20 protein-coding genes are annotated in these 23,447 nt (G+C 71.8%); 10 read left to right on the forward strand and 10 right to left on the reverse strand.

Going from position 1 to position 23,447, the window contains the following annotated elements; genetic code table 11:
* Positions 1–4: 4 nt before the first annotated feature.
* Entirely contained in the window at positions 5–1,414 is a 1,410-nt protein-coding gene (locus AB0F04_RS10505; protein WP_362039880.1) for an ATP-binding protein, read from the reverse strand.
* The gene (locus AB0F04_RS10510) at positions 1,411–2,079 is read right to left on the reverse strand and encodes a response regulator transcription factor (RefSeq protein ID WP_053670554.1); all 669 of its coding nucleotides are present in this window, start codon (positions 2,077–2,079) and stop codon (positions 1,411–1,413) included. The genes AB0F04_RS10505 and AB0F04_RS10510 overlap by 4 nt, the downstream gene beginning before the upstream one ends.
* Before the next feature lie 116 nt (positions 2,080–2,195).
* On the opposite strand from AB0F04_RS10510, the gene AB0F04_RS10515 reads away from it, so the two are divergent.
* Positions 2,196–2,840, forward strand: coding sequence for a PepSY domain-containing protein (locus AB0F04_RS10515; RefSeq protein WP_362039882.1), 645 nt, complete (start codon positions 2,196–2,198; stop codon positions 2,838–2,840).
* A gap of 316 nt (positions 2,841–3,156) precedes the next feature.
* Here the strand turns inward: AB0F04_RS10515 and meaB are convergent, their stop codons facing one another.
* Complete coding sequence (gene meaB, locus AB0F04_RS10520; RefSeq protein WP_362039884.1) at positions 3,157–4,113, reverse strand: methylmalonyl Co-A mutase-associated GTPase MeaB; 957 nt, start codon at positions 4,111–4,113, stop codon at positions 3,157–3,159.
* 34 nt (positions 4,114–4,147) lie between these two features.
* A complete protein-coding gene (locus tag AB0F04_RS10525; protein WP_362039886.1) occupies positions 4,148–5,362 on the reverse strand; it encodes an acetyl-CoA C-acetyltransferase in 1,215 nt (404 codons plus the stop codon).
* A gap of 148 nt (positions 5,363–5,510) precedes the next feature.
* Between AB0F04_RS10525 and mce the strand changes: the two genes are divergently transcribed.
* From mce to AB0F04_RS10560, 7 genes are all read left to right on the forward strand, one after another.
* Entirely contained in the window at positions 5,511–5,951 is a 441-nt protein-coding gene (gene mce / locus AB0F04_RS10530) for a methylmalonyl-CoA epimerase (RefSeq protein WP_362039888.1), read from the forward strand.
* A 233-nt stretch (positions 5,952–6,184) separates the two neighbouring features.
* On the forward strand, positions 6,185–10,132 hold the full coding sequence (scy, locus tag AB0F04_RS10535) for a polarized growth protein Scy (RefSeq protein WP_362039890.1): 3,948 nt from the start codon (positions 6,185–6,187) through the stop codon (positions 10,130–10,132).
* Positions 10,133–10,327: 195 nt separating this feature from the next.
* On the forward strand, positions 10,328–11,263 hold the full coding sequence (locus tag AB0F04_RS10540) for a cellulose-binding protein (RefSeq protein ID WP_362039892.1): 936 nt from the start codon (positions 10,328–10,330) through the stop codon (positions 11,261–11,263).
* Positions 11,264–11,348: 85 nt separating this feature from the next.
* Positions 11,349–12,317 (forward strand): ABC transporter ATP-binding protein, encoded by a 969-nt coding sequence (locus AB0F04_RS10545; protein ID WP_362039894.1) that lies wholly within the window; start codon positions 11,349–11,351, stop codon positions 12,315–12,317.
* A gap of 3 nt (positions 12,318–12,320) precedes the next feature.
* Positions 12,321–13,091, forward strand: a complete 771-nt coding sequence (locus tag AB0F04_RS10550) for an ABC transporter permease (protein ID WP_362039895.1) — start codon at positions 12,321–12,323, stop codon at positions 13,089–13,091.
* Between the two features lie 122 nt (positions 13,092–13,213).
* A complete protein-coding gene (locus AB0F04_RS10555) occupies positions 13,214–14,593 on the forward strand; it encodes an ABC transporter ATP-binding protein (protein ID WP_362039897.1) in 1,380 nt (459 codons plus the stop codon).
* Positions 14,590–15,471, forward strand: a complete 882-nt coding sequence (locus AB0F04_RS10560; protein WP_362039899.1) for an ABC transporter permease subunit — start codon at positions 14,590–14,592, stop codon at positions 15,469–15,471. The genes AB0F04_RS10555 and AB0F04_RS10560 overlap by 4 nt, the downstream gene beginning before the upstream one ends.
* 6 nt (positions 15,472–15,477) lie before the next feature.
* Here AB0F04_RS10560 and AB0F04_RS10565 read toward each other — a convergent pair whose 3' ends face one another.
* Positions 15,478–15,810: an ATP/GTP-binding protein gene (locus AB0F04_RS10565; protein WP_362039901.1), complete on the reverse strand. Its 333-nt coding sequence runs from the start codon at positions 15,808–15,810 to the stop codon at positions 15,478–15,480.
* A gap of 267 nt (positions 15,811–16,077) precedes the next feature.
* On the opposite strand from AB0F04_RS10565, the gene AB0F04_RS10570 reads away from it, so the two are divergent.
* Positions 16,078–17,106, forward strand: a complete 1,029-nt coding sequence (locus AB0F04_RS10570; RefSeq protein WP_362039903.1) for an LLM class flavin-dependent oxidoreductase — start codon at positions 16,078–16,080, stop codon at positions 17,104–17,106.
* 84 nt (positions 17,107–17,190) lie between these two features.
* Here the strand turns inward: AB0F04_RS10570 and AB0F04_RS10575 are convergent, their stop codons facing one another.
* Complete coding sequence (locus tag AB0F04_RS10575; RefSeq protein ID WP_362039905.1) at positions 17,191–17,583, reverse strand: SCO5389 family protein; 393 nt, start codon at positions 17,581–17,583, stop codon at positions 17,191–17,193.
* 256 nt (positions 17,584–17,839) lie between these two features.
* On the opposite strand from AB0F04_RS10575, the gene nucS reads away from it, so the two are divergent.
* The gene (nucS, locus tag AB0F04_RS10580; protein WP_053670567.1) at positions 17,840–18,511 is read left to right on the forward strand and encodes an endonuclease NucS; all 672 of its coding nucleotides are present in this window, start codon (positions 17,840–17,842) and stop codon (positions 18,509–18,511) included.
* Positions 18,512–18,577: 66 nt separating this feature from the next.
* Here the strand turns inward: nucS and AB0F04_RS10585 are convergent, their stop codons facing one another.
* From AB0F04_RS10585 to AB0F04_RS10600, 4 genes are all read right to left on the reverse strand, one after another.
* Positions 18,578–21,085: an ATP-binding protein gene (locus tag AB0F04_RS10585; RefSeq protein ID WP_362039907.1), complete on the reverse strand. Its 2,508-nt coding sequence runs from the start codon at positions 21,083–21,085 to the stop codon at positions 18,578–18,580.
* Positions 21,086–21,351: 266 nt separating this feature from the next.
* Positions 21,352–21,675: an STAS domain-containing protein gene (locus AB0F04_RS10590; protein WP_053670569.1), complete on the reverse strand. Its 324-nt coding sequence runs from the start codon at positions 21,673–21,675 to the stop codon at positions 21,352–21,354.
* A 151-nt stretch (positions 21,676–21,826) separates the two neighbouring features.
* Complete coding sequence (locus tag AB0F04_RS10595) at positions 21,827–22,675, reverse strand: 3-hydroxyacyl-CoA dehydrogenase family protein (RefSeq protein WP_362039910.1); 849 nt, start codon at positions 22,673–22,675, stop codon at positions 21,827–21,829.
* Between the two features lie 125 nt (positions 22,676–22,800).
* Positions 22,801–23,442, reverse strand: a complete 642-nt coding sequence (locus AB0F04_RS10600; RefSeq protein WP_362039911.1) for a TetR/AcrR family transcriptional regulator — start codon at positions 23,440–23,442, stop codon at positions 22,801–22,803.
* Between the last annotated feature and the right edge of the window lie 5 nt (positions 23,443–23,447).

Genomic DNA, 23,447 nt, shown 5'->3' on the forward strand with positions numbered 1-23,447 from the left:
CCCGCTAGACGAGCGGCAGGCGGAGTTCGAACAGGGCTCCGCCTGCGGGTCCCCGCCCGGCCGTGAGGGTGCCGCCGTGCCGGACGGCGACGTCCCGGGCGATGGCCAGCCCCAGCCCGGCGCCGCCGTCGTCGCGACTGCGGGCGGCGTCCAGCCGGACGAACCGTTCGAAGATCCGCTCCCGGTCGGCCTCGGGCACCCCGTCACCGTCGTCCGCCACACCGACCACGGCCCGGTCTCCCTCGCGCCGCACGGTCACGGTGACGGCCGACCGGGCGTGCCGCTGGGCGTTGTCGAGCAGATTGGCGAGGACCCGCCCCAGCTGCCCCCGCGATCCGGCCACCTCCGCCGGCTCCGCGTCCACCGCGACACCCGTCCGGCCCTCGGCCTGCTCCCGGGCGAGTCCCGCGAGGTCGACCTTGGCGTCGCCGGGCCGCTCCCCCGCGTCCAGCCGGGCCAGCAGGAGCAGATCGGCCGCCAGCCGCTGCAGCCGGACGGTGTCCTCCACGGCCCCGTCGAGGTCCAGCAGCTCGGGGTGCGCGGCGGCCACCTCCAGTTGCGTGCGCAGCGAGGCGATCGGACTGCGCAGCTCGTGGGAGGCGTCCGCGACGAACCGCCGCTGCCGCTCCACGGACGTCTCCAGGGCCGCGAGCGTCTCGTTGGTGGTGCTGGCGAGCCGGGCGATCTCGTCGTGCGTGTCCGGCTCCGGAACGCGCCGCGCGAGGTCCTCGGAGTGGGTGATCGCGGCCATCTCGCGCCGGATCCCCTCCACAGGCCGCAGGGCCCGCCGGGTGACCAGCCAGGTCACGGCCGCGACGACGCCGAGCAGCAGCGGGAAACCGATCAGCATCACCGTCAGCGCCGTCCGCACGGCCCCGTGCTCGGCGGCCAGCGCGGAGCCGGCGTAGACCTTGAGGTGCCCCCGGTCCTGGGTCTCCACCTCGACGGCGGCGAAGCGGTAGTCCTCCGCCTCGCCGTCGATCGTGGCGGAGCCGTTGCTGAAGACGCTCTCCCCGGAGATCTCACCGGGTTCGAGGGCCTCGCCCGCGTCCTCGGTGTCGTCGTTGTCGTCCCCGGTGGGCTTGGCCGCCGGCTGCGGCTTCACCTGCCCGCTGTCGGTCCCGCTGATCTTCTCCAGATCCTCGCTGGCCGCGACCAGCCGCCCGTGCTCGTCCAGGACCTGCACCGGTCCGTCGTCGCCGTCCAGCCCGGACAGCTTGTCGTACGGCGTCCCGGCGGCGAGCTCCGAGGCGACCGCCCGCGCGGAGCGCTCCGCCTGCGTACCGGCCTCGCCGATCAGGTTGGACCGCAGGGACAGCAGCACGGCGCCCCCGGCGGCGACGAGCGCCACCGCGACCACGAGGGTCGCTCCCAGCGTGGCCCGCGCCCGGACGGACCCGAACAACCGCCTCACGGCGAGGTCTCCAGCCGGTAGCCGGCCCCGCGCACGGTCCGGATCAGCCCCGCCCGCAGCTTGCGCCGCAGGGTGCTGACGTACACCTCGACGATGTTCGGGTCACCGTCGTACGCGAAGTCCCAGACGTGCTCCAGGATCTCGGACTTGGACACCACCTCGCCGGCCCGCAGCACGAGCTGCTCCAGTACGGAGAACTCCTTGGCGGTCAGGGCGATCTCGTCGTCACCGAGGAACACCCGGCGGGCCGCGGTGTCCACCTTCAGGTCACCGTGCACATGCACGGGTGACGCCCCGGCCCCCTGTCCCCGCCGCCGCAGCAGCGCCTTGACCCGGGCGACGAGCACGACGTACGAGAACGGCTTGGTCAGGTAGTCGTCCGCGCCGGTGTCGAGCCCCTCGGCCTCGTCGTACTCGCCGTCCTTGGCGGTCAGCATCAGGATCGGTACGTCGTGCCCGGCGGCGCGCAGGGCGGCGCAGACCCGGTAGCCGTTGAGGCCGGGCAGCATGATGTCGAGGATGACCAGGTCGTACGTGCCCTCCGAGGCCTGGTACAGCCCTTCTTGCCCGTCGTGGACGACGTCCACGGCGTACCCCTCGGCCGTCAGGCCCCTGGCGAGCGACAGGGCCAGCCGCTTCTCGTCCTCCACGATCAACAGGCGCATGCGTAAAGAGTGGCAAAAGCAAGCTGAAGATCACTTCAGGGGGCTTCAGGTTCCTCTCAGCCTCCGTCGGCCAGAGTCGAAGACATCGAAAACGAAACGACTCGGGAGGAATCCGCATGAAGCGCAACATCGTGATCGCCGCTGTGACCGCTGCCGCTCTGATCGGAGGCGGTACGGCCACGGCCCTCGCGACCACGGGAGACGACGAGCGCTCGGCGCGGCAGGCGGCCACCACCCAGCCGGTGAACGACGACGCGCAGGACGACCGCGACGACCGGGACGACGACGCAGCCCGGGCCGCTTCCGCGGACGTCACCGCGTCCGAGGCGATCGCCTCCGCGCTGAAGCACACCTCGGGCACCGTCGTCTCCGCCGAGCTGGACGACGAGGACGACGGCGACAAGGTGATCTGGAACGTCGACGTCCTGTCCGGCGACAACACCTGGCACAGCGTCAGCGTCGACCCGTCCAGCGGCAAGGTCCTGGGCTCGCAGACCGACGACGAGGACGACACGGCGCAGGTGCGCGCAGCCCTGAAGGGCTCGTCGGTGACCGCCGAGCAGGCCGCGAAGGCTGCCGCCGGCAAGGGTGTCGTGACGTCGGTCGGCCTCGACGAGGACGGCAAGAACAAGTCCTGGGAGGCCGAGACCCGCAAGTCGGGCGGAGCCGAGCAGGACTGGAAGATCGACCTCAAGTCGGGCAAGGTCACGGCGGACCGCTCGGACGCCCAGGACGACGACGACTCGGACGACCAGGACTGACCGCCCCTGCCCTGATCCCCTCCGCCCCGGTGTCCAAACGGACGCCGGGGCGTCGCACGGCCCGGCGGGGCGGGGTGCCTCCCCCAGCGGCACGCATGCCCGCAGCTGGGCCAGAGCGCACCGGCACCCGCGTACGGCGAGAAGGGGCCGTGTCGGGGGGTGTCCGCCCGCAGCGGTTGTCGCGTCAACGAACAGCCAGTCGACGTCAGACCCCATCGCGACGTTCCGAGGACGGACACCCCCCGGCGCGGCCCCGACCCACACCCGGCGACAGGCGCAGCCACCCGCACCCCACCGCCGAGAAGCCGAAGCCGCCTCAGCCCTCCGTCAACCCCGCGACCAGCTCGTCAGCCGCCCGGTAGGGGTCCAGCTCGCCCGAGATGATCCGCTCCGCCAGTGCCCCGAGCCGCCGGTCCCCGTGCAGGTCCCCGATCCGCTCCCGCAGCGCCGTCACCGCGATCGTCTCGACCTCCCGCGACGCCCGGGAAAGACGCCGCTCCGCGAGGACACCCCGCTCCTCCATCCAGGCCCGGTGCTTCTCCAGCGCCTCGACGACCTCGTCGACGCCCTCGCCCCGCGCCGCGACCGTCTTCACGATCGGCGGCCGCCAGTCCCCCGGCCCCCGGGACTCCCCCAGCCCCAGCATGTGGTTCAGCTCGCGGGCCGTCGCATCCGCCCCGTCCCGGTCCGCCTTGTTCACGACGTACACGTCGCCGATCTCCAGGATCCCGGCCTTGGCCGCCTGGATCCCGTCGCCCATCCCGGGCGCCAGCAGCACGACCGACGTGTCCGCCTGCGAGGCGATCTCCACCTCCGACTGCCCGACCCCCACCGTCTCGACCAGGATCACGTCACAGCCGGCGGCGTCCAGCACCCGGATGGCCTGCGGGGCCGACCACGCCAGCCCGCCCAGATGCCCGCGCGTCGCCATCGAGCGGATGTAGACGCCCGGGTCGGACGCGTGCTCCGACATCCGCACCCGGTCCCCGAGCAGCGCACCGCCCGAGAAGGGTGACGACGGGTCGACGGCGAGCACGCCGACCCGCTTGTCCTGCTTGCGGTACGCGGAGACCAGCGCCGAGGTCGACGTGGACTTGCCGACCCCGGGCGACCCGGTCAGCCCGACCACGTACGCCCCACCCGTCAGCGGCGCGAGCGCCGCCATGACCTCCCGCAGCTGCGGGGACGCCCCCTCCACCAGGGAGATCAGCCGGGCCACGGCCCGCGGCCGGCCTTCCCTGGCCTGGGCCACCAGGGTGGAGACGTCCTGCATCACAGCTCCGTTCAGATAGGGGACGTACCGAAACTCAGGCCTGGGCCCTGGGCACGCGCACGATCAGCGCGTCACCCTGCCCGCCGCCACCGCACAGCGCGGCCGCACCCACACCGCCCCCGCGCCGCTTCAGCTCCAGCGCGAGATGCAGCACCAGACGCGCACCGGACATCCCGATCGGGTGACCCAGGGCAATCGCACCACCGTTGACATTCACCTTTTCGGTGGACACGCCGAGGTCCTTCATGGACTGCACGGCGACGGCCGCGAACGCCTCGTTGATCTCGACGAGGTCGAGGTCCGAAACCTCCAGGCCCTCCTTCTTCAGCGCGTGCAGGATCGCGTTGGACGGCTGCGACTGCAGCGAGTTGTCCGGCCCCGCCACGTTGCCGTGCGCCCCGATCTCGGCGATCCACTCCAGGCCCAGCTCCTGCGCCTTGGCCTTGCTCATCACCACGACGGCGGCGGCACCGTCGGAGATCTGCGAGGCCGAACCGGCCGTGATCGTGCCGTCCTTGGAGAACGCCGGACGCAGCTTCCCGAGCGACTCCGCGGTCGTGTCACCGCGAATGCCCTCGTCCTTGCTGAACAGCACCGGGTCGCCCTTGCGCTGCGGGATCTCGACGGGCGTGATCTCGGCCTCGAACAGGCCGTTCTTCTGCGCCGCGGCCGCCCGCTGGTGCGACAGCGCGGCGATCTCGTCCTGCTCGGCACGGCCGATGCCCAGCCGGGTGTTGTGCTTCTCCGTCGACTCGCCCATGGCGACGCCGTCGAAGGAGTCGGTCAGACCGTCGTGGGCCATGGAGTCGAGCATCTGGACGGCGCCGTACTTGTAGCCCTCGCGGGACTTCGGCAGCAGGTGCGGGGCGTTGGTCATCGACTCCTGGCCACCGGCGACGACCACGTCGAATTCACCCGCGCGGATGAGCTGGTCGGCGAGCGCGATGGCGTCGAGGCCGGACAGACACACCTTGTTGATGGTCAGCGCGGGCACGTTCATCGGGATACCGGCCTTGACCGCGGCCTGACGGGCCGGGATCTGCCCCGCACCGGCCTGGAGCACCTGCCCCATGATCACGTACTGCACCTGGTCGCCACCGATCCCCGCACGGTCGAGGGCGGCCTTGATCGCGAAGCCGCCGAGGTCGGCTCCGGAGAAGGACTTGAGCGAACCGAGCAACCGGCCCATGGGCGTCCGCGCGCCCGCGACGATCACCGAGCTGTTCGCTTCGGAAGTTCCAGAAGACATGAGCTGCGATCCCCTTACCGGCTGCACAGCCGAGGAGTGAACGAGGGTTTACTTCGAATGTACTGAGTGGCACTCCGTGCCGTCATCGGGCTGTCGGTGTGATCGCGCGCACGTTGCGTAACCACCCCGGGGGCGCTGCACTGAATCCATGCTGACGCGAATCGACCACATCGGAATCGCCTGTTTCGACCTCGACAACACCGTCGAGTTCTACCGTGCCACCTACGGCTTCGAGGTGTTCCACTCCGAGGTCAACGAGGAGCAGGGCGTGCGCGAGGCCATGCTCAAGATCAACGAGACGTCCGACGGCGGCGCCACGTACCTGCAGCTCCTGGAGCCGACCCGCGAGGACTCCACCGTCGCCAAGTGGCTCGCCAAGAACGGCGAGGGCGTGCACCACATCGCCTTCGGTACGGCGGATGTCGACGGTGACGCCGACGAGATCAAGGGCAAGGGCGTACGCGTGCTGTACGAAGAGCCCCGAGTCGGTTCCATGGGGTCACGGATCACCTTCCTGCACCCCAAGGACTGTCACGGCGTACTGACAGAACTGGTCACTTCGGCGCCTGTTGAGTCACCTGAGCACTGACCCTCGTACATAGGGGCCGGTAGGGTTGGGGGCGGTCGCCGCTCAGTCCAGGGTGACCGCGGTCCCGCCGTGTGACGGCAGGACCACCGGGGTCCGGGTTTCGGGGGACGAGCGTCGGGGCAGCAGCCTCTGCTCCGCCGATGATCTGACACCATTCCCCGGGGGCCCCGTTCGGCGGATGGACGGAGCTCGTTCGGAAAGAGTTGCGACCAGGGGACGGATGGGACCGCGCAGTGCGGGGCTACGAGAGCCAGGAGCGAGAGCCGGCGGCTGACGTCGACCACCTCTCTCGGTTCGAAGCCGAGATGAAGCGGCTGAAGACCGAACGGGAAAAGGCGATCCAGCACGCCGAGGACCTCGGCTACCAGGTCGAGGTGCTGCGCGCCAAGCTGCACGAGGCGCGGCGCACCATCATGTCCCGGCCCTCCTTCGAGGGGGGCGACATCGGCTGGCAGGCCGAGCAGTTGCTGCGCAACGCGCAGATGCAGGCCGACCAGATCCGCGCGGACGCCGACCGCGAGCTGAGCGAGGCCCGGGCCCAGACCCAGCGGATCCTCCAGGAGCACGCCGAGCAGGCGGCCCGGCTCCAGGCGGAGCTGCACCAGGAGGCGGTGACCCGCCGCCAGCAGCTGGACCAGGAGCTGTCCGAGCGCCGCCAGACGGTCGAGTCGCACGTCAACGAGAACGTGGCGTGGGCCGAGCAGCTGCGGGCCCGTACCGAGCAGCAGGCGCGCCGGCTGCTGGAGGAGTCCCGGGCCGAGGCCGAGCAGTCCCTGGCCACCGCCCGCGCCGAGGCCGAGCGGCTGGCGACGGAGGCCCGGCAGAGGCTGACGAGCGCGGCCGAGGAGGCCCGGGCCGAGGCCGAACAGATCCTGCGCCGCGCCCGTACGGACGCCGAGCGCCTGCTCAACGCCGCCTCCACGCAGGCACAGGAGGCCACGGACCACGCCGAGCAGCTGCGTACGTCGACGGTCACCGAGTCGGAGTCCGCGCGCCGCGAGGCCCAGGAGCTGAGCAAGGCCGCCGAGCAGCGGATGGCCGAGGCCGAGGAGGCGCTGCGCAAGGCGCAGGCCGAGTCGGAGAAGCTGGTCGCGGAGGCCAAGGAGGCCGCCGCCAAGGCCCTGGCGAGCGCCGAGTCGGCGAACGAGACGCGCACGCGCACCGCCAAGGAGCAGGTCGCCCGGCTGGTCGAGGAGGCCACGAAGGAGGCCGAGAACACCAAGTCCGAGGCCGAGCAGCTCGTCGCCGACGCCAAGGCCGAGGCCGAGAAGATCGTCGCGGAGGCCTCCGAGAAGGCCCGCACGCTCACCGCCGAGGAGACCGCTACCCAGCTGTCCAAGGCGGCCCGGACCGCCGAGGAGGTCCTCGACAAGGCGTCGGAGGACGCCAAGAAGACCACCAAGGCCGCGGCCGAGGAGGCCGAGCGGATCCGCTCCGAGGCCGAGGCCGAGGCGGACCGGCTGCGGGCCGAGGCGCACGACATCGCCGAGCAGCTCAAGGGCGCGGCGAAGGACGACACCAAGGAGTACCGCGCCAAGACGGTCGAGCTGCAGGAGGAGGCCCGCCGGCTGCGCGGCGAGGCCGAGCAGCTGCGCGCCGACGCGGTCGACGAGGGCGAGAAGATCCGCGCCGAGGCCCGCAAGGAGGCCGTGGCGCAGATCGAGGAGGCGGCGAAGTCCGCCGAGGAACTGCTCGCCAAGGCCAAAGCCGACGCGGACGAGCTGCGCACGACGGCCCAGGCGGACAGCGAGAAGGTCCGCACCGAGGCCATCGAACGGGCGACGACCCTGCGCCGGCAGGCCGAGGAGACCCTCCAGCGCACCCGGCAGGAGGCCGAGCGGCACCGCGAGGAGGTCGTCGAGCAGGCCGAGGCGCTCAAGGAGGACGCCGAGCGCGCGGCGCGGGAGCTGCACGAGGAGACCGAGCGGGCCATAGAGGCCCGTCGGGCCGAGGCCGCCGAGGAGCTGACCCGGCTCCAGACGGAGGCGGAGGAGCGGCTGACGGCCGCCGAGCAGGCGTTGTCGGACGCCCGCGAGGAGGCCGCGCGGCTCCGCCGGGAGACCTCCGAGGAGAACGAGCGGCTGCGTGCCGAGGCCGCCGAGCGGATCCGTACGCTCCGGCAGCAGGCCGAGGCGGAGGCCGAGCGGCTGCGCGACGAGGCCGCCGCGGACGCGTCCGCGGCGCGGGCCGAGGGCGAGTCCGTCGCCGTACGGCTGCGTTCGGAAGCGGCGACCGAGGCCGAGCGGCTGAAGTCGGAGGCGCAGGAGAGCGCCGACCGGATGCGCGCGGAGGCGCAGTCCGCGGCCGAGCGGCTCGCCACGGAGGCGTCCGAGACGCTGGCCGCCGCCCAGGAGGAGGCCAACCGGCGTCGCCGCGAGGCCGAGGAGGTCCTCGGCAGCGCCCGCCAGGAGGCCGACCAGGAGCGCGAGCGGGCCCGCGAGCAGAGCGAGGAGCTGCTGGCCTCGGCGCGCAAGCGCGTGGAGGAGGCGCAGACCGAGGCCGTACGGCTGGTCGAGGAGGCCGACCGTCGTGCCACCGAGATGGTGTCGGCGGCCGAGCAGCACGCCCAGCAGGTCCGGGACTCCGTCGCGGGGCTGCACGAGCAGGCCCAGGAGGAGATCACCGGCCTGCGCTCCGCCGCCGAGCACGCGGCGGACCGTACCCGCCGGGAGGCCCAGGAGGAGGCGGACCGGGTCCGCTCCGACGCCTACGCCGAGCGGGAGCGGGCGAGCGAGGACGCGGGCCGGCTGCGGCGCGAGGCGCACGAGGAGACCGAGGCCGCCAAGGCGCTCGCCGAGCGGACGATGACCGAGGCGATCTCGGAGGCGGAGCGGATCCGCACGGAGGTCGCCGAGCACGCCCAGCGGGTGCGCACGGAGGCGTCGGACGCGATCGCCGAGGCGGAGCAGAGCGCCTCGCGCACCCGTGCGGACGCCCGTGAGGACGCCAACCGCATCCGGTCGGACGCGGCGACGCAGGCGGACACCCTCATCGGCGAGGCGCGCGCCGAGGCGGAGCGGCTCACCACCGAGACGGTCCAGGAGACCGACCGGCTGCGGATGGAGACGGTCAACGAGGCCGAGCGGGTTCGCACGGAGGCCCTGTCCGCGGCCGAGCGCGTGCGGTCCGAGGCGGCCGCGGAGGCCGACCGGGTGCGGACCGAGTCCGTGGCCAAGGCCGACCAGCTGGTGGCGGAGGCCGCCGGCGAGGCGGAGCGGCTGCGGGCCGAGGCCGCCGAGACGGTCGGCTCGGCGCAGCAGCACGCCGAGCGGATCCGCCGTGAGGCCGAGCGCGTCAAGACCGACGCGGAGGCGGAGGCGGAGCGCCTCGTCTCCACCGCGCGCGAGGAGGCCGACCGCACGCTGGACGAGGCCCGCAAGGACGCCAACAAGCGGCGCTCGGAGGCGGCCGAGCAGGTCGACAAGCTCATCACGGAGACCACGGCCGAGGCGGACAAGCTGCTGACCGAGGCACAGCAGCAGGCGCACAAGACCACCGCGGAGGCCGAGTCGCGGGCCGACACCATGGTGGGCGCGGCCCGCAAGGAGGCCGACCGGCTCGTGTCCGAGGCGACGGTCGAGGGCAACTCGCTGGTGGAGAAGGCCCGTACGGACGCCGACGAGCTGCTGGTCGGTGCGCGCCGGGACGCCACGCAGATAAGGGAGCGTGCCGAGGAGCTGCGCGACCGCATCACCTCCGAGATCGAGGAGCTGCACGAGCGGGCCCGCCGTGAGTCGGCCGAGACAATGAAGTCGGCCGGCGACCGCTGCGACGCGCTCGTCAAGGCGGCGGAGGAGCAGCTGGCGAAGGCGCAGGCGAAGGCCAAGGAGATCGTCTCGGAGGCCAACTCCGAGGCCGGCAAGGTGCGCATCGCCGCGGTGAAGAAGGCGGAGGGGCTGCTCAAGGAGGCCGAGCAGAAGAAGACCACGCTGGTCCGCGAGGCCGAGGAGCTCAAGGCCGAGGCGATCCGCGAGGCCAAGCGCACGGTCGAGGAGGGCAAGCGCGAGCTGGAGGTCCTGGTCCGCCGGCGTGAGGACATCAACGCCGAGATCTCCCGTGTCCAGGACGTCCTTGAGGCGTTGGAATCCTTCGAGGCCCCCGCCGGTTCCAAGGACAACGGAGTCAAGGCGGGCGCGACGGTCGGCGCGCCCCGATCGGGTGGCAAGTCCTCGGACGGCTAGCGGTCCGGCCGGGCCGGGCAGCCCGATTCCGGGGCCATCCGGGGGCTTTGACCAAGTTTTGGCAAGTGATCCGCCGCTTAGCCACCCAAAAGGGGTCTCATTTTCCAAGTCAAACGCGCATCCGCTCGATGACACACCGTTTCGGCCCCTAGGATTCCACCTATCACCTCACCGGTCTCATTCGACAGGAACCCCATGAGCGACACTTCCCCCTACGGCTTCGAGCTTGTGCGGCGTGGGTACGACCGCGCTCAGGTGGACGAACGTATCTCCAAGCTCGTCTCCGACCGTGACAGCGCTCTCTCCCGCATCACCGCTCTGGAAAAGCGCATCGAAGAGCTCCACCTCGAGACGCAGAACGCCCAGGCCCAGATCACCGACGCCGAGCCGTCGTACGCGGGTCTCGGCGCGCGCGTGGAGAAGATCCTCCGTCTCGCCGAGGAAGAGGCGAAGGACCTGCGCGAGGAGGCCCGGCGCGCGGCCGAGCAGCACCGCGAGCTCGCCGAGTCGGCGGCCCAGCAGGTGCGCAACGACGCCGAGTCGTACTCCGCGGACCGCAAGGCGAAGGCCGAGGACGAGGGCCTGCGGATCGTCGAGAAGGCCAAGAGTGACGCCGCTCAGCTGCGTTCCGAGGCGCAGAAGGACGCGCAGTCCAAGCGTGAGGAGGCGGACGCCCTCTTCGAGGAGACCCGCGCCAAGGCCGCGCAGGCCGCCGCCGACTTCGAGACGAACCTCGCCAAGCGCCGGGAGCAGTCCGAGCGCGACCTGGCCTCCCGTCAGGCCAAGGCCGAGAAGCGCCTCGCCGAGATCGAGCACCGCGCCGAGCAGCTGCGCCTGGAGGCCGAGAAGCTGCGCACGGACGCCGAGCGCCGCGCCCGCCAGACGGTCGAGACGGCCCAGCGCCAGGCCGAGGACATCGTGGCCGACGCCAACGCCAAGGCCGACCGCATCCGTTCGGAATCCGAGCGCGAGCTGGCCGCCCTCACCAACCGCCGCGACAGCATCAACGCCCAGCTGACCAACGTCCGCGAGATGCTCGCGACGCTCACGGGCGCCGCGGTGGCCGCCGCCGGCACGCCGGCCGAGGACGAGCCGATCTCCCGTGGGGTCCCGGCCCAGCAGTCCCGGTAACAGCCAGGCATACGGAGTCTGAACCTCCGCAAAGCCCTCTGCCGCTCGGGTGGCAGAGGGCTTTGCCACGTTCTAGCGTGGCGGCATGATTGAGCTCGAGGGGCTGACGAAGCGGTACGGCGAGAAAGTGGCGGTCAACAACCTCTCCTTCACCGTCAGACCGGGCATCGTCACCGGCTTCCTCGGGCCGAACGGCGCGGGCAAGTCGACGACCATGCGGATGATCCTGGGTCTCGACCATCCGACCGCCGGCGACGTCCGTATCGACGGCAAGCACTACCCACAGCTCAAGGACCCGCTGACCTGTATCGGTGCCCTGCTGGAGGCCAAGGCCTGGCACGGCGGGCGCACCGCCTACAACCATCTGCTGTGCCTCGCGCAGAGCAACGGCATTCCGCGCAGCCGGGTGCGTGAGGTGCTGGAGACGGTCGGGCTCACCGCGGTCGCGAAGAAGAAAACCAAGGGCTTCTCGATGGGCATGGGGCAGCGGCTCGGCATCGCGGCCGCGCTGCTCGGCGATCCGAGGATCCTGATGTTCGACGAGCCGGTCAACGGCCTCGACCCCGAGGGCATCCACTGGATCCGCACCCTGATGAAGTCGCTCGCCGCGCAGGGGCGGACGGTGTTCGTCTCCTCCCACCTGATGAGCGAGATGGCCCTGACGGCCGACCACCTCGTCGTGATCGGGCAGGGGCGGCTCCTCGCGGACACCTCCATGGCGGACTTCATCGACCGCAACTCACGCTCGTACGTCCGGGTCCGCAGCCCGCAGCGGGAGCGGCTGCTCGATGTGCTGCAGCAGGCCGGGATCGTGGCCGTGCAGAGCGGTGACGGGGTGCTGGAGGTGGACGGCGGCAAGGCCGAGCGGATCGGTGAGCTGGCGGCGCAGCACCGGATCACGCTGCACGAGCTGAGTCCGCAACAGGCCTCGCTGGAGGAGGCGTTCATGCGGCTGACCGCGGAGTCGGTCGAGTACCACGCACACAGCGGGACGAGCGCGACGAGCCCCGAGCCACCGCGGCAGCAGTGGGGCGACGGCTGGAAGAGGGGCTGAGGCATGGCGGTGACGCAGGTCGTCCGGTCGGAGTGGACCAAGATCCGGTCGGTGGCATCCACGGTGTGGACACTCTCGCTGGTGGTGGTCGTGACGGTCGCCCTCGGCATGCTGATCTCGGCGCTGTCGAAGAACGAGTTCGACTCGATGAACGCGCAGGACCGGGCGGAGTTCGACCCGACGTTCATCAGTTTCGCGGGGATGAGCCTGGGTCAGCTCGCGATGATCGTGTTCGGGGTGCTGGTCGTGTCGAACGAGTACAGCACCGGCATGATCCGCACCTCACTGGCCGCGGTGCCGCAGCGGGGGTCCTTCCTGTTCAGCAAGATCGCCGTCGCCAGTGGGCTCGCCCTGCTGGTCGGTCTCGTCACCAGCTTCGCCGCCTTCTTCCTGGGGCAGGCGATGCTGGGCTCGCACCGGGCGGAGATCGGCGACCCGGGAGTGCTGCGGGCCGTGCTCGGCGGGGGTCTCTACATGGCGCTGATCGCGATGTTCTCCATGGGCGTCGCCGCGATGCTGCGCTCGCCGATGCTGTCGCTGGGCATCCTGATGCCGTTCTTCTTCCTGATCTCCAACATCCTGGGCAATGTCGACGCGACGAAGAAGGTCGGGCGGTTTCTTCCCGACCAGGCCGGCAGCAAGATCATGCAGGTGGTCACGCCGACCGGCGACGACACGCCGTACGGACCGTGGGGCGGCCTGGGAATCATGGGGCTGTGGGTGCTCGCCGCGCTCGTCGGCGGTTACGTGCTGCTGAAGAAGCGCGACGCCTAGCGGGACGGATGCGGGCCGGTCTTTTACCTCCTCTTGGAAGGAACCGTCAGCGCCTCGATATCCTCCTAACCCTTACGGGGGCGTGTGCCCCGCTGTCCTGAACCTTGCGATGGGTGCGGAGCATGATCGAAGCAGTCGGCCTGACGAAGCGCTACGGCGACAAGACCGCTGTGTACAACCTTTCCTTCCAGGTGCGGCCCGGAGCCGTCACCGGCTTCCTCGGGCCGAACGGCTCGGGCAAGTCGACGACGATGCGCATGATCCTCGGCCTGGACAACCCGACGGCCGGGCAGGTGACGATCGGCGGTTATCCGTACCGCAGGCTGCCCAACGCCGCCCGGCAGGTCGGCGCGCTGCTGGACGCCAAGGCGGTGCACGGCGGCCGGTCCGCCCGCAACCACCTGCTGTCCCTGGCCCAGCTCTCGGGCATCCCGGCCCGGCGGGTGGACGAGGTGCTCGGGGTCGTCGGTCTGCAGGACGTGGCCAAGAAGCGGTCCAAGGGCTTCTCCCTCGGCATGGGGCAGCGGCTCGGCATCGCGGCGGCGCTGCTCGGCGACCCGCAGGTGCTGCTGTTCGACGAACCGGTCAACGGCCTCGACCCCGAGGGCATCCTCTGGGTCCGCAACCTGATGAAGGCGCTGGCGGCGGAGGGCCGCACGGTCTTCGTCTCCTCCCACCTGATGAGCGAGATGGCGCTGACCGCCGACCACCTCATCGTCATCGGGCGCGGTCAGCTGCTCGCGGACATGAGCGTCACCGACTTCATCTCGGCGAACTCGGCGGACTTCGCGCGCGTGCGGACGCCCGACACCGAACCGCAGCAGCGCGAGAAGCTGTCGGCCGCGCTCACCGAGGCGGGCGGTCATGTCCTGCCCGAGCAGGACGGCGCGCTGCGTGTGACCGGTCTGCCGCTGCCCCGCATCAGCGACATCGCGCACGGCACCGACGTACGGCTGTGGGAGCTGTCGCCGCACCAGGCCTCCCTGGAGGAGGCGTACATGCGGATGACGCAGGGCGCCGTCGACTACCGCTCGACCATCGACCAGAAGGAAGGGCTCCAGCAGCCGCTGCCGCCCGGCGCGCAGCCGCCGATGCCGGTGCCCGGGCAGGGCCAGCCGGGCTGGTACGCCCCGCCGCCGCCCCAGCAGGGCGGCGCGCCCTTCCCGGGCACGCCGCAGGGCGCACCGGGCGGCACGCCGGGCCAGGCTCCGGCGGGCCCCTACGGCTCCGCCCAGAGCGCCTCCGGCCCGGGCACCGCCAACCCGTACGCCCAGCCCGCGCCCCAGACGCCTCCGGCGCCCCAGGGTGCCCCGCAGCAGGCGCCGCAGAATGCTCCGCAGGGTTCCGCCCGGCCCGCGCCCCAGGCCGCCCCGGGTCAGCCCCCGGCAGCCGCCCCGCCCGCGCCCGCGAGCGCTCCGCAGCCCGCGCAGCCCGCCGCCGCGCCGTCCGCGCCCGCCGCCGCCCCGACCTCCGACCTGACCAAGCCCGAGGACGCCCGATGAGCAGCCCCCAGTCCCAGATGCCGCAGGCCGCGCCCGCCTGGCAGGCGGCTCCCGGTTCCGCCTCCTACGGCGGCGGCGCCGGCTACACCTCGCCGATCCCGGTCGTGCGCACGCACCTCGGTCACGCCATCGCGTCCGAGTGGACGAAGATCAGGTCGGTGCGCTCCACCCTGTGGACGCTCGGTGTGTTCGTCCTGCTCGTCATCGGCATCGGCACGCTGACCGGCGTGGTGGTGGCCGAGTCGGACCCGGCCTTGAGCGGTCAGAGCCCCCTCGGCCTGGGCTTCTTCGGGCTGCTGCTGGGCAGCATGTGCATCATCACACTGGGCGTGCTGACCACGGCCTCGGAATACGGCACCGGCATGATCCGCACCACGATGGTCGCGTGCCCGAGCCGGGGCAGGGTACTGGCGGCGAAGGCCGTGGTGTTCTTCCTGACCGCGTTCGCCGTGACGCTGGTGTCCGCGTCCCTCGTCGCGTTCCTGCACGTGGCGATGCTGGAGGGCGACGGCGCCAAGTCCCCCTCCGGCGGCGAGTGGCTGAAGGGCACGGTCGGCATCTCGCTCTACATCGCGCTGCTCGGCCTGCTCTCCCTGCTCGTCGGCTCGATCATCCGGCACTCGGCGGGCGCCATCACCATCATGATCGGCGCCGTACTGGCCCCGCTCGTGATCGCGCTGTTCATGTTCTCCGAGTCCCTGCAGAAGGTGCGCGACGCACTGTTCGAGTACTCGATCCCGAACCAGCTCAGCGTCTTCTACGCCAACTCCCTGAGCGAGTCCGGCCCGTCGGGCTGGGACCCGCTGTGGATCATCCTCGGCGTCACGGCCGTCACCTTCGGCGGCGCCTTCGTGCTCCAGGAGAAGCGGGACGTCTGAGCCCGGTCAGAATCTCGGCGCGTTACGGGACCGCCGCACCCCCGGGGTGCGGCGGTCCCGCGCGTTCCAGCAGGCCTTGTGCCAGTGCCGCCGGTCGTCCACGCCCGCGTGGTCCGCCCAGGCCACCACGTGCGGCACTCCGTCCGGGATCATCTGGTCGCAGCCCGGGCAGCGGTACGACTTTCCCTGCGCGCTCGCACCGGCCACGTGCCGCACGTTCCAGTTCTCGCCCTGCCAGTTCTGCGAGGACTGCCAGCCGCCGTAGCGGCCGGGGCGGTCGTCCTCGGCGCTCCGGCCGGAAGAACCGGCGTCCTTGGCTCGGTTGCGACGCGGGGACACGGGACACCTCTCGGGGCTATACAGGAAGCACGGGCCGTATCCAGCCTACGCGGCGCGCAGAGAGGTACGCGTACGGCACGAATCGCCCTGAGTGCCCCACGCGTCCGGCCGGACCGCCCCCCGGCACGTCCCTCTCCCCGGCTGCCGACGAACGGCCATTCTGCAGACAATCCGCAAAATACTCCGCCCGGCCGTGTCCTCGGCACGTGTCGGACGGTTATGCGGTGTGGGGGAGCTCCGTGTCGGAGCCAAGGAAGCAGGAAAGCGATGCGCGTTGGAAGTTTCGTGTTGGCGGCCCGGTTCCCCGGTCAGGGCGAGGGAGAGGCGCTGCACCGCGCGGTCCGCTCGGCCGAGGTGGCCGAGGAGGCCGGGCTCGACACGGTCTGGCTGGCCGAGCACCACTTCGTGCCGTACGGCACCTGTCCGTCGGCCATCACCCTGGCCGCCTTTCTGCTGGGCCGCACCCGGCGCATCCGGGTCGGTACGGCGGTGAGCGTGCTGCCCACCGCGCACCCCGTGGCCCTCGGCGAACAGGCGGCGCTGCTGCACCACACGAGCGACGGGCGCTTCACGCTCGGTGTCGGCCGCGGCGGCCCCTGGGTGGACCTGGAGGTGTTCGGCGCGGGCCTGGAGGCCTACGAGAAGGGGTTCCCGGAGTCTCTGGAGCTCCTGGTGCGGTGGCTGCGCGAGTCGTCCGTGGCGGCCGACGGGGAGCGGTTCCGCTTCCGTGAAGTCCCGGTGGTGCCGCGGCCGTCGGAGGCCCTGGCGGAGGGCCCGGGGCCCGAGCTCGTCGTCGCCTGCACCTCACCGGCCGGCGTGCGGCTCGCCGCCGAGCGGGGCCTGCCGATGCTGCTCGGGATGCACGTGGGCGACGAGGAGAAGGCCGAGATGGTCGCGCTGTGGCGGCAGCACGCACGGGCCTGCGGCCGGTCGCCGGAGGAGATCCTGGGTGCGTCCCATGTGTCGGCCGGCGTCTGCCAGATCGCGGACCGGCGGGTCGACGCGGCGGAGACGCTGATGAAGGCGATGCCGGGCTGGCTGAAGCAGGGCCTGGAGGCGCATGTCACGGTCGACGGGCGCACGCGCCGGATGCGCGACCCGCTGGCCTACACCGAACTGCTCTGCGGACTCCACCCGGTGGGCACTCCGCGGCTGTGCGCGGACCGGCTGGCGGCGACCAGCGAGCGGACGGGGATCTCCCGCTTCGCGCTGCTCGTCGAGGGCTCCGGCGACCTGGCGGCGACCGAGGAGAACGTGCGGCGGCTGGGCACCGAGGTGCTCCCCCAACTCGCCTGAGAGCGCGGTGACTTCCTGGGGGCTTGCCGCTCCGGTACAGAACCGCACCTCCCGCGTACGGAGCGGCAAGCAAGTGGCGCCGCGTCAGCAGTCCCGGAACTCGGGAGACTGGTTCAGCACCTGACTGCGGACCGAGGTGAAACGGTCCAGCTTCTCGTCGACCGAGGAGTCGAGCGGGAACACGGCCACCCGGTGGCAGTTCTGGAAGGCCAGGCGCACACCGAAGTGCCGTTGCAGCGCGCCGCGTATCGCGTCACTCGCAAGCGCACGCAGCAGCTGACCGCGTGCCTGCTCGTCCGGCGGGGGCGTCTGGTTGTCGGCGAACGCACCGCCGTCCACCTTCAGCTGGACCACCAGTGAGCTGATCATCTCCCACGCATAGGGCAGGGAGGTCCGGACGCAGTCGACGAATTCCGCTTCGTCGACCTCGCCTCGCTCGGCCTGTTCGAGTAGGGCCGGTGAGACGTCGAGCGACATGAGTTCTCCTCTCGCACCCCCGCCCGGCGGGCAGGGGTTGCCGGACAGAAAGGGAAGTCCGCGACGCCGGACACGCTGCGTACACGCACCGCGACCTCCCGTTCATACGGTAAGCAACGCGGGGTGACGGCACCAGGAAAATGCGCAGATGAGACACTCCCAATGAGCACACCATGCACACAATCGGCCATTACCGAACACGTGTTTTCCAGGGCGAATCGCGTCGACAGGCGCCCGTCGAGTAGCGTTGCCGACCATGCGTCTCGTCATTGCCCGCTGCTCCGTGGACTACGCCGGGCGGCTCACCGCCCACCTTCCCTCGGCCCCGCGCCTGATCCTGGTGAAGGCGGACGGCAGCGTCTCGATCCACGCCGACGACCGGGCCTACAAGCCCCTGAACTGGATGTCGCCGCCCTGCACCCTGAAGGAGGGCACCGGCGAGGAGGAAGGCGTCTGGACCGTCGTCAACAAGGCGGGCGAGAAGCTCATCATCACGATGGAGGAAGTCCTCCACGACTCCTCGCACGAACTGGGCGTCGACCCCGGCCTGATCAAGGACGGCGTGGAAGCGCACCTCCAGGAACTGCTCGCCGACCGTATCGAGACACTCGGCGACGGCTACACGCTGATCCGCCGCGAGTACCCGACGGCCATCGGACCGGTCGACATCCTGTGCCGGGACGCCGACGGCAGGACCGTCGCCGTGGAGATCAAGCGGCGCGGCGAGATCGACGGCGTGGAGCAGCTCACGCGTTACCTGGAACTGCTCAACCGCGATCCCCATCTCGCCCCGGTGCGCGGTGTCTTCGCGGCCCAGGAGATCAAGCCCCAGGCCCGCGTCCTCGCGACCGACCGCGGCATCGGCTGCCAGGTGCTCGACTACGACGCGCTGCGCGGCATCGAGGACGACAAGCTGCGGCTGTTCTGACAGCCGGACGACGACGAACGGGGCCGGGTCCGAGGAACGGACCCGGCCCCGCCGTGTGCACGGGCGTCAGATCACCGTCTCCGGGCCGCTCGGCGTGCCCGTGGTGCTCTGCGACGCGCTCGCCGAGGTGCTCGTGGGAGCGCTGGGCGCCGGGCCGCTGGCCGAGTCGGAGGTGGAAGGGCTCGTCGTCGGCGGGGTCGTCGTCGGCGTGGGCTGCCCGGTGTCCGTCGGGGTGGGCGCCGGCGAGGTCGGTGTCGACGAGCTCGTCGGCGGCTTGGACGAGGAGGCCGGCGGCTTCGGCGAGCTCGGCTTAGGAGAGGACGGCGGCTTGGACGACGACGGCGGCTTCGACGGCGACGCCGAGTCGCTCGGGTCCTGCGAACCGCTCGGGGAGTCCGTCGGCGTCGGGTCGTCCGACGTGCCGGGCGTCCCGTCCGGGCCCGGGTCCGTCGGGCGGACGGGCGCACCGCCGGTGCCGCCGCCGCTGTCGTTCCCCGGCCGGTCGGCACCGATGCTGTCGTCGACGACGCCCTGGCTGGCGGACGGGTTGACGCCGACCTGGCCGGAGGGCGGGTTCTTGTCGTTGTCGGAGGTGGCACCGAGCGTCACCACCGTGCCGAGGACGGCGACGAGCAGGGCACCGGCGCCGGCGGCCACGAGGTTGCGCCGGGCCAGCCCCTTGAGGCCGCCCCGGGCCGCCCGCGAGGGCGCGGGCGAGCTGCGGTGGGTGACCAGGGTCGCGGAGGGCGGCTGCTGGAGCTGCGGGAAGGGCGCCGGGACACCGCCGGGCGGGGACGCCGACTCCTCGTCACGGGCGTCGGGCACCTCCTCCCCCGCGGTCGGTCCGAGCCCGAGCGGGGTGCCCGAGCGGTCGGCGACCAGGGCGAGGGCACGGCGGCCGGCGACGGTGCCCCGCTTGTCGGCGAGGGCGCCGCGCAGGCCGATGGAGGCCTCCAGTTCGGCGCGGGCCCGGTCGAGCTGCCCCGCGCACAGCGCGAGGACGCCGAGCTCGTGGTGGAAGTAGGCCTCTTCGGCCACGTCCCCGGCGAGCCGGGCGGCCTCGGCGCCGGAGCGCAGGGCCCGCTCCCAGGCACTCCAGTGCAGTCCGGCGGCGAACGCGGGGGCGGCGGTGCGGGCCAGGTGCACGGCCGCGCTCTCCTCGCCCTCGGCGGGCGGACGGGTGACCGGCCCGAGGACGGCCAGGGCGGCGAGGACCGCGTCGGCCTCCGCGCACACGCGCTCGGGGGTGACCGAGGGGTGCCCGGCCCACCAGGAGTAGTGCTGGGCGGCGCTGCGGGCACCGGCCTCGGTGTCGTCGGCGTACCCGGCGGCCTCCAGCTGGGCCGGGACGCCGGCCGCGAGGCGGTAGCGGGAGCCGACCGGGGAGACCAGGCCGCAGGCGGCCAGTTCGCCGAGTGCGGCGTCCGCGTGGGTGTCGCCGACCAGGGCGGGCAGATGTGCCTGGTGCGGGACCTCGCCGCCGAGGGCGAGCGCGAACCGCAGGGTGGCGCGGGCGGAGGCGCTCAGCCGGGAGGCGAGCAGCGGCGCGGGCGCGGCGGCCTCGCCCAGCGCGGGCAGCGGCACGTCGTCGCCGAGGTCGTAGGTCTCGGTGCTGTCGGCCGGGGGCGCGTCCTCGAACACGCCGAACTCGTCGACGGCACTGGTGCCGGCGCGCAGCCGGTCGCGCTGCCGCAGCAGGGCGCCGGCCTGGACGAAGCGCAGCGGCAGGCCCTCGGACTCGAACCAGAGGTCTCCGGCCCAGTTGGACTCGTCCTCGGTGAGGCTCCGGCCGACGGCGTGTTCCAGCAGGTCGAGCCCGGCCGCGCGCTCCAGCCCGCCGAGGACGACCTCCTCGACGGCGGCGTCGGCCGAGGGCGCCGGCACGTCCGGGGTCGCGCCGAACAGGAAGGCGCACTCGGGGGTCGCCTCCAGCAGCTCGTCCAGCGCGGCGCCGCCGAACTCCAGGTCGTCGAGGACGACGACCGCGCCGATCTCACGGAGGTGGGTGAGCAGCTCGTCCCGGTCCGGGCGGTGCAGCGGGGCGCTGAAGACCGCGTGGAACAGGCCGTACAGCAGGTCGTCGGAGGTACGTCCGAAGCCGTTGAGACGGACGACGCCGTCGGGGGCGAGGTCGGAGCAGTCCTCGGCGACCAGGTCGAGGAGGCGGGTGCGGCCGGAGCCGGCCGGGCCGGTGAGGCGGGTGGAGCGGCCGCGGGCGAGCAGGCGCACCAGGCGCTCGCGTTCGTCCTGGCGGGCCAGCAGCGGCAGGGCGGGCTGCGGGGGGCCGGGCGGGACGGGCGGACGGGCCGCGCGCTCGGCCTCGGCGCGCTCGGCCGCCGTGAGCTTCACGGGCCGGGCGGGCCGTCGGGTGGGCGGGCAGGCCTCGATCTCGCTGCCGTCGACGGGGTTGACCGTCAGCAGGAAATCGCCGGCGACGAGCTGCACCGTGCGGGCGAGCGCCGGTGCGTGCTGGGCGAATTCGGGCGTGAGGGATTCCCTGGGAGGGCGCTGGCGCGGCGCGGGGCCGTCACCTTCGTGGCCGTACTCCTCGGGTCCCTGGTTGTCAGGATCCATAGGTCAAGCCCCCCAAAAGCGTGTGTGTGCTCGGAAAAGCCCCTCCCGGCCTTGCTGCACACCGCGCTGTCGCTTCTGGTCCGGTCCCGCCGAAGGGTGTCAAGGCAGCGGGCAGCCGAACCCTAAACCTTCGCACAGTATCTACGACAGTCCGGGGTACCGCTCCGTCCGTAACGTCACGGTCTCGTGAGGATTGTGCGCGTCGCCCGGTGCGGCGCCCTGCGTCCGGGTCTCCCCGGTCGCCCGGCTCACACCCGTACGAGCCGTCACACGCGGGGAAGCGTCTCCACCCCGATGCCTCCCTCGATCGCCAGGATCCGGTGCAGGCGGGTGGCCACCAGCAGGCGCTGCATCTGCGGCGGTACGTCGCGCAGCACCAGGCGCCGGCCGCAGCGGCCGGCCCGTCGGTGGGCTCCCATGATCACACCCAGGCCGGTGGCGTCCCAGGAGTCCAGTTCGGACAGGTCCAGCACGAGGTCCCCGACTCCGTCGTCGACGGCCGAGTGCAGGACCGTACGGGCGTCCGCCGCGCTCCGGACGTCGAGGCGGCCCCCGACGACCAGCCCGGCGTGGTCGCCCCTGATGTACATATGCGCTCCCCGTGCGTGCGAATGGTGCTCCGCGTTCTGGATGTGGGTGATGCAACCTCTGACTGTGTGGAGGAGTCAGAGGTTGCTTCTTGTAAGCGAACCGATACCGAATTCACCCGGGGGTGTGATGGGCCCCTGGGCATGTGCGGTTTCAGTGCTTGTAGAAGCCCTGCCCGCTCTTGCGTCCGATGTCACCGGCGTCAACCATCCGGCGCATCGACTCGGGAGCCGCGAACTTCTCGTCCTGGGACTCGGTGTAGATGTTGTTCGTGGCGTGCAGCAGGATGTCGACACCGGTCAGGTCCGCCGTCGCCAGCGGGCCCATGGCGTGACCGAAGCCCAGCTTGCAGGCCAGGTCGATGTCCTCGGCGCTCGCCACGCCCGACTCCTGCAGCTTCGCGGCCTCGACGACCAGGGCGCAGATGAGACGGGTCGTCACGAAGCCGGCGACGTCACGGTTGACGACGATGCAGGTCTTGCCGACCGACTCGGCGAACTCCCGCGCGGTGGCGAGGGTTTCGTCGCTGGTCTTGTAGCCGCGCACCAGTTCGCACAGCTGCATCATGGGCACCGGCGAGAAGAAGTGCGTGCCGACGACCCGTTCGGGGCGTTCCGTCGCCGCCGCGATCTTGGTGATCGGGATGGCGGAGGTGTTGGAGGCGAGGACCGCCTCGTCCTTCACGATCTTGTCGAGCGCCCGGAAGATCTCGTGCTTGATCTCGAGCTTCTCGAACACGGCCTCGACGACGACGTCCGCGTCGGCCACGGCGTCCAGGTCGGTGGTCGCGGTGATGCGGGCCAGGGCGGCGTCGGCGTCGTGCGCCTCCAGCTTGCCCTTGGCGACGAACTTGTCGTACGACGCCTTGATGCCGTCGGTGCCCCGCGTCAGCGCCTCCTCGGTGACGTCACGCAGGACCACCTCCCAGCCCGCCTGCGCGGAGACCTGGGCGATGCCGGACCCCATGAGGCCGGCTCCGATGACGGCAAGCTTCCGTGCCACTGTGCGACTCCCCTGACGCGCTGCTCATGTCTGCTCTCGGGCGGACACTAGCGCTCGTGAGGGGCTGTGTGACCAGTAAGTAATGCGCGTCACGTCTCACATGACGGACATCACACCGGCAGGGGTCACGGGGCGCCTCGTACGGCGTAGTTGAGCACCTTCTCGCTCAACAGCTCCTCGACGTCGTCGAGGAGGACGAGCATCTCCCGGGACACTTCGTCCGGGTTGCGCCCCTTGACCATCTCGCGGCCGATCGCACCGAAAACGGTGCCGTGGATCCAGCAGATCTGACCGGCGATCAGCCCGGGCAGCGGGTCGCCGGCGGCGGCACCGGTTTCCTCGCGCAGCGTCGCCTCCAGGTTGTCCTGGACCTCCTGCTGGATGCTCCACAGCCGGGAGCGCAGCGGCGGCGCCTCGTCGATGCAGCGCATGAAGCGGTCGTAGCCCTCGGTCAGGCCGATGCGGGGCGAGACGGCTTCGATTTCGGCCCGCAGCTCGCGCAGCACCGCCCGGGCCGCCGACTCCCCCTCGTCCCGCCCGCGCACCCAGCGGGCGAGCCGGTCGACGACGCCCTGGGAGCGGTCGAAGAACAGGTCCTCCTTGGCCGGGAAGTAGTTGTAGACGGTGTTCACGGAGACATCGGCCGCCTCCGCCACCTCGGCGATCGTCACCGTCACGAACCCGTGTTCCAGAAAGAGCCCGGTGGCGATGTCCGAGATGCGCTGCCTGGTCTCGCGCTTCTTCCGTTCCCTGAGCCCTTCAGCCATGTCCG

This window comes from Streptomyces sp. NPDC029041 (assembly GCF_040637515.1).
GTDB lineage: Bacteria > Actinomycetota > Actinomycetes > Streptomycetales > Streptomycetaceae > Streptomyces.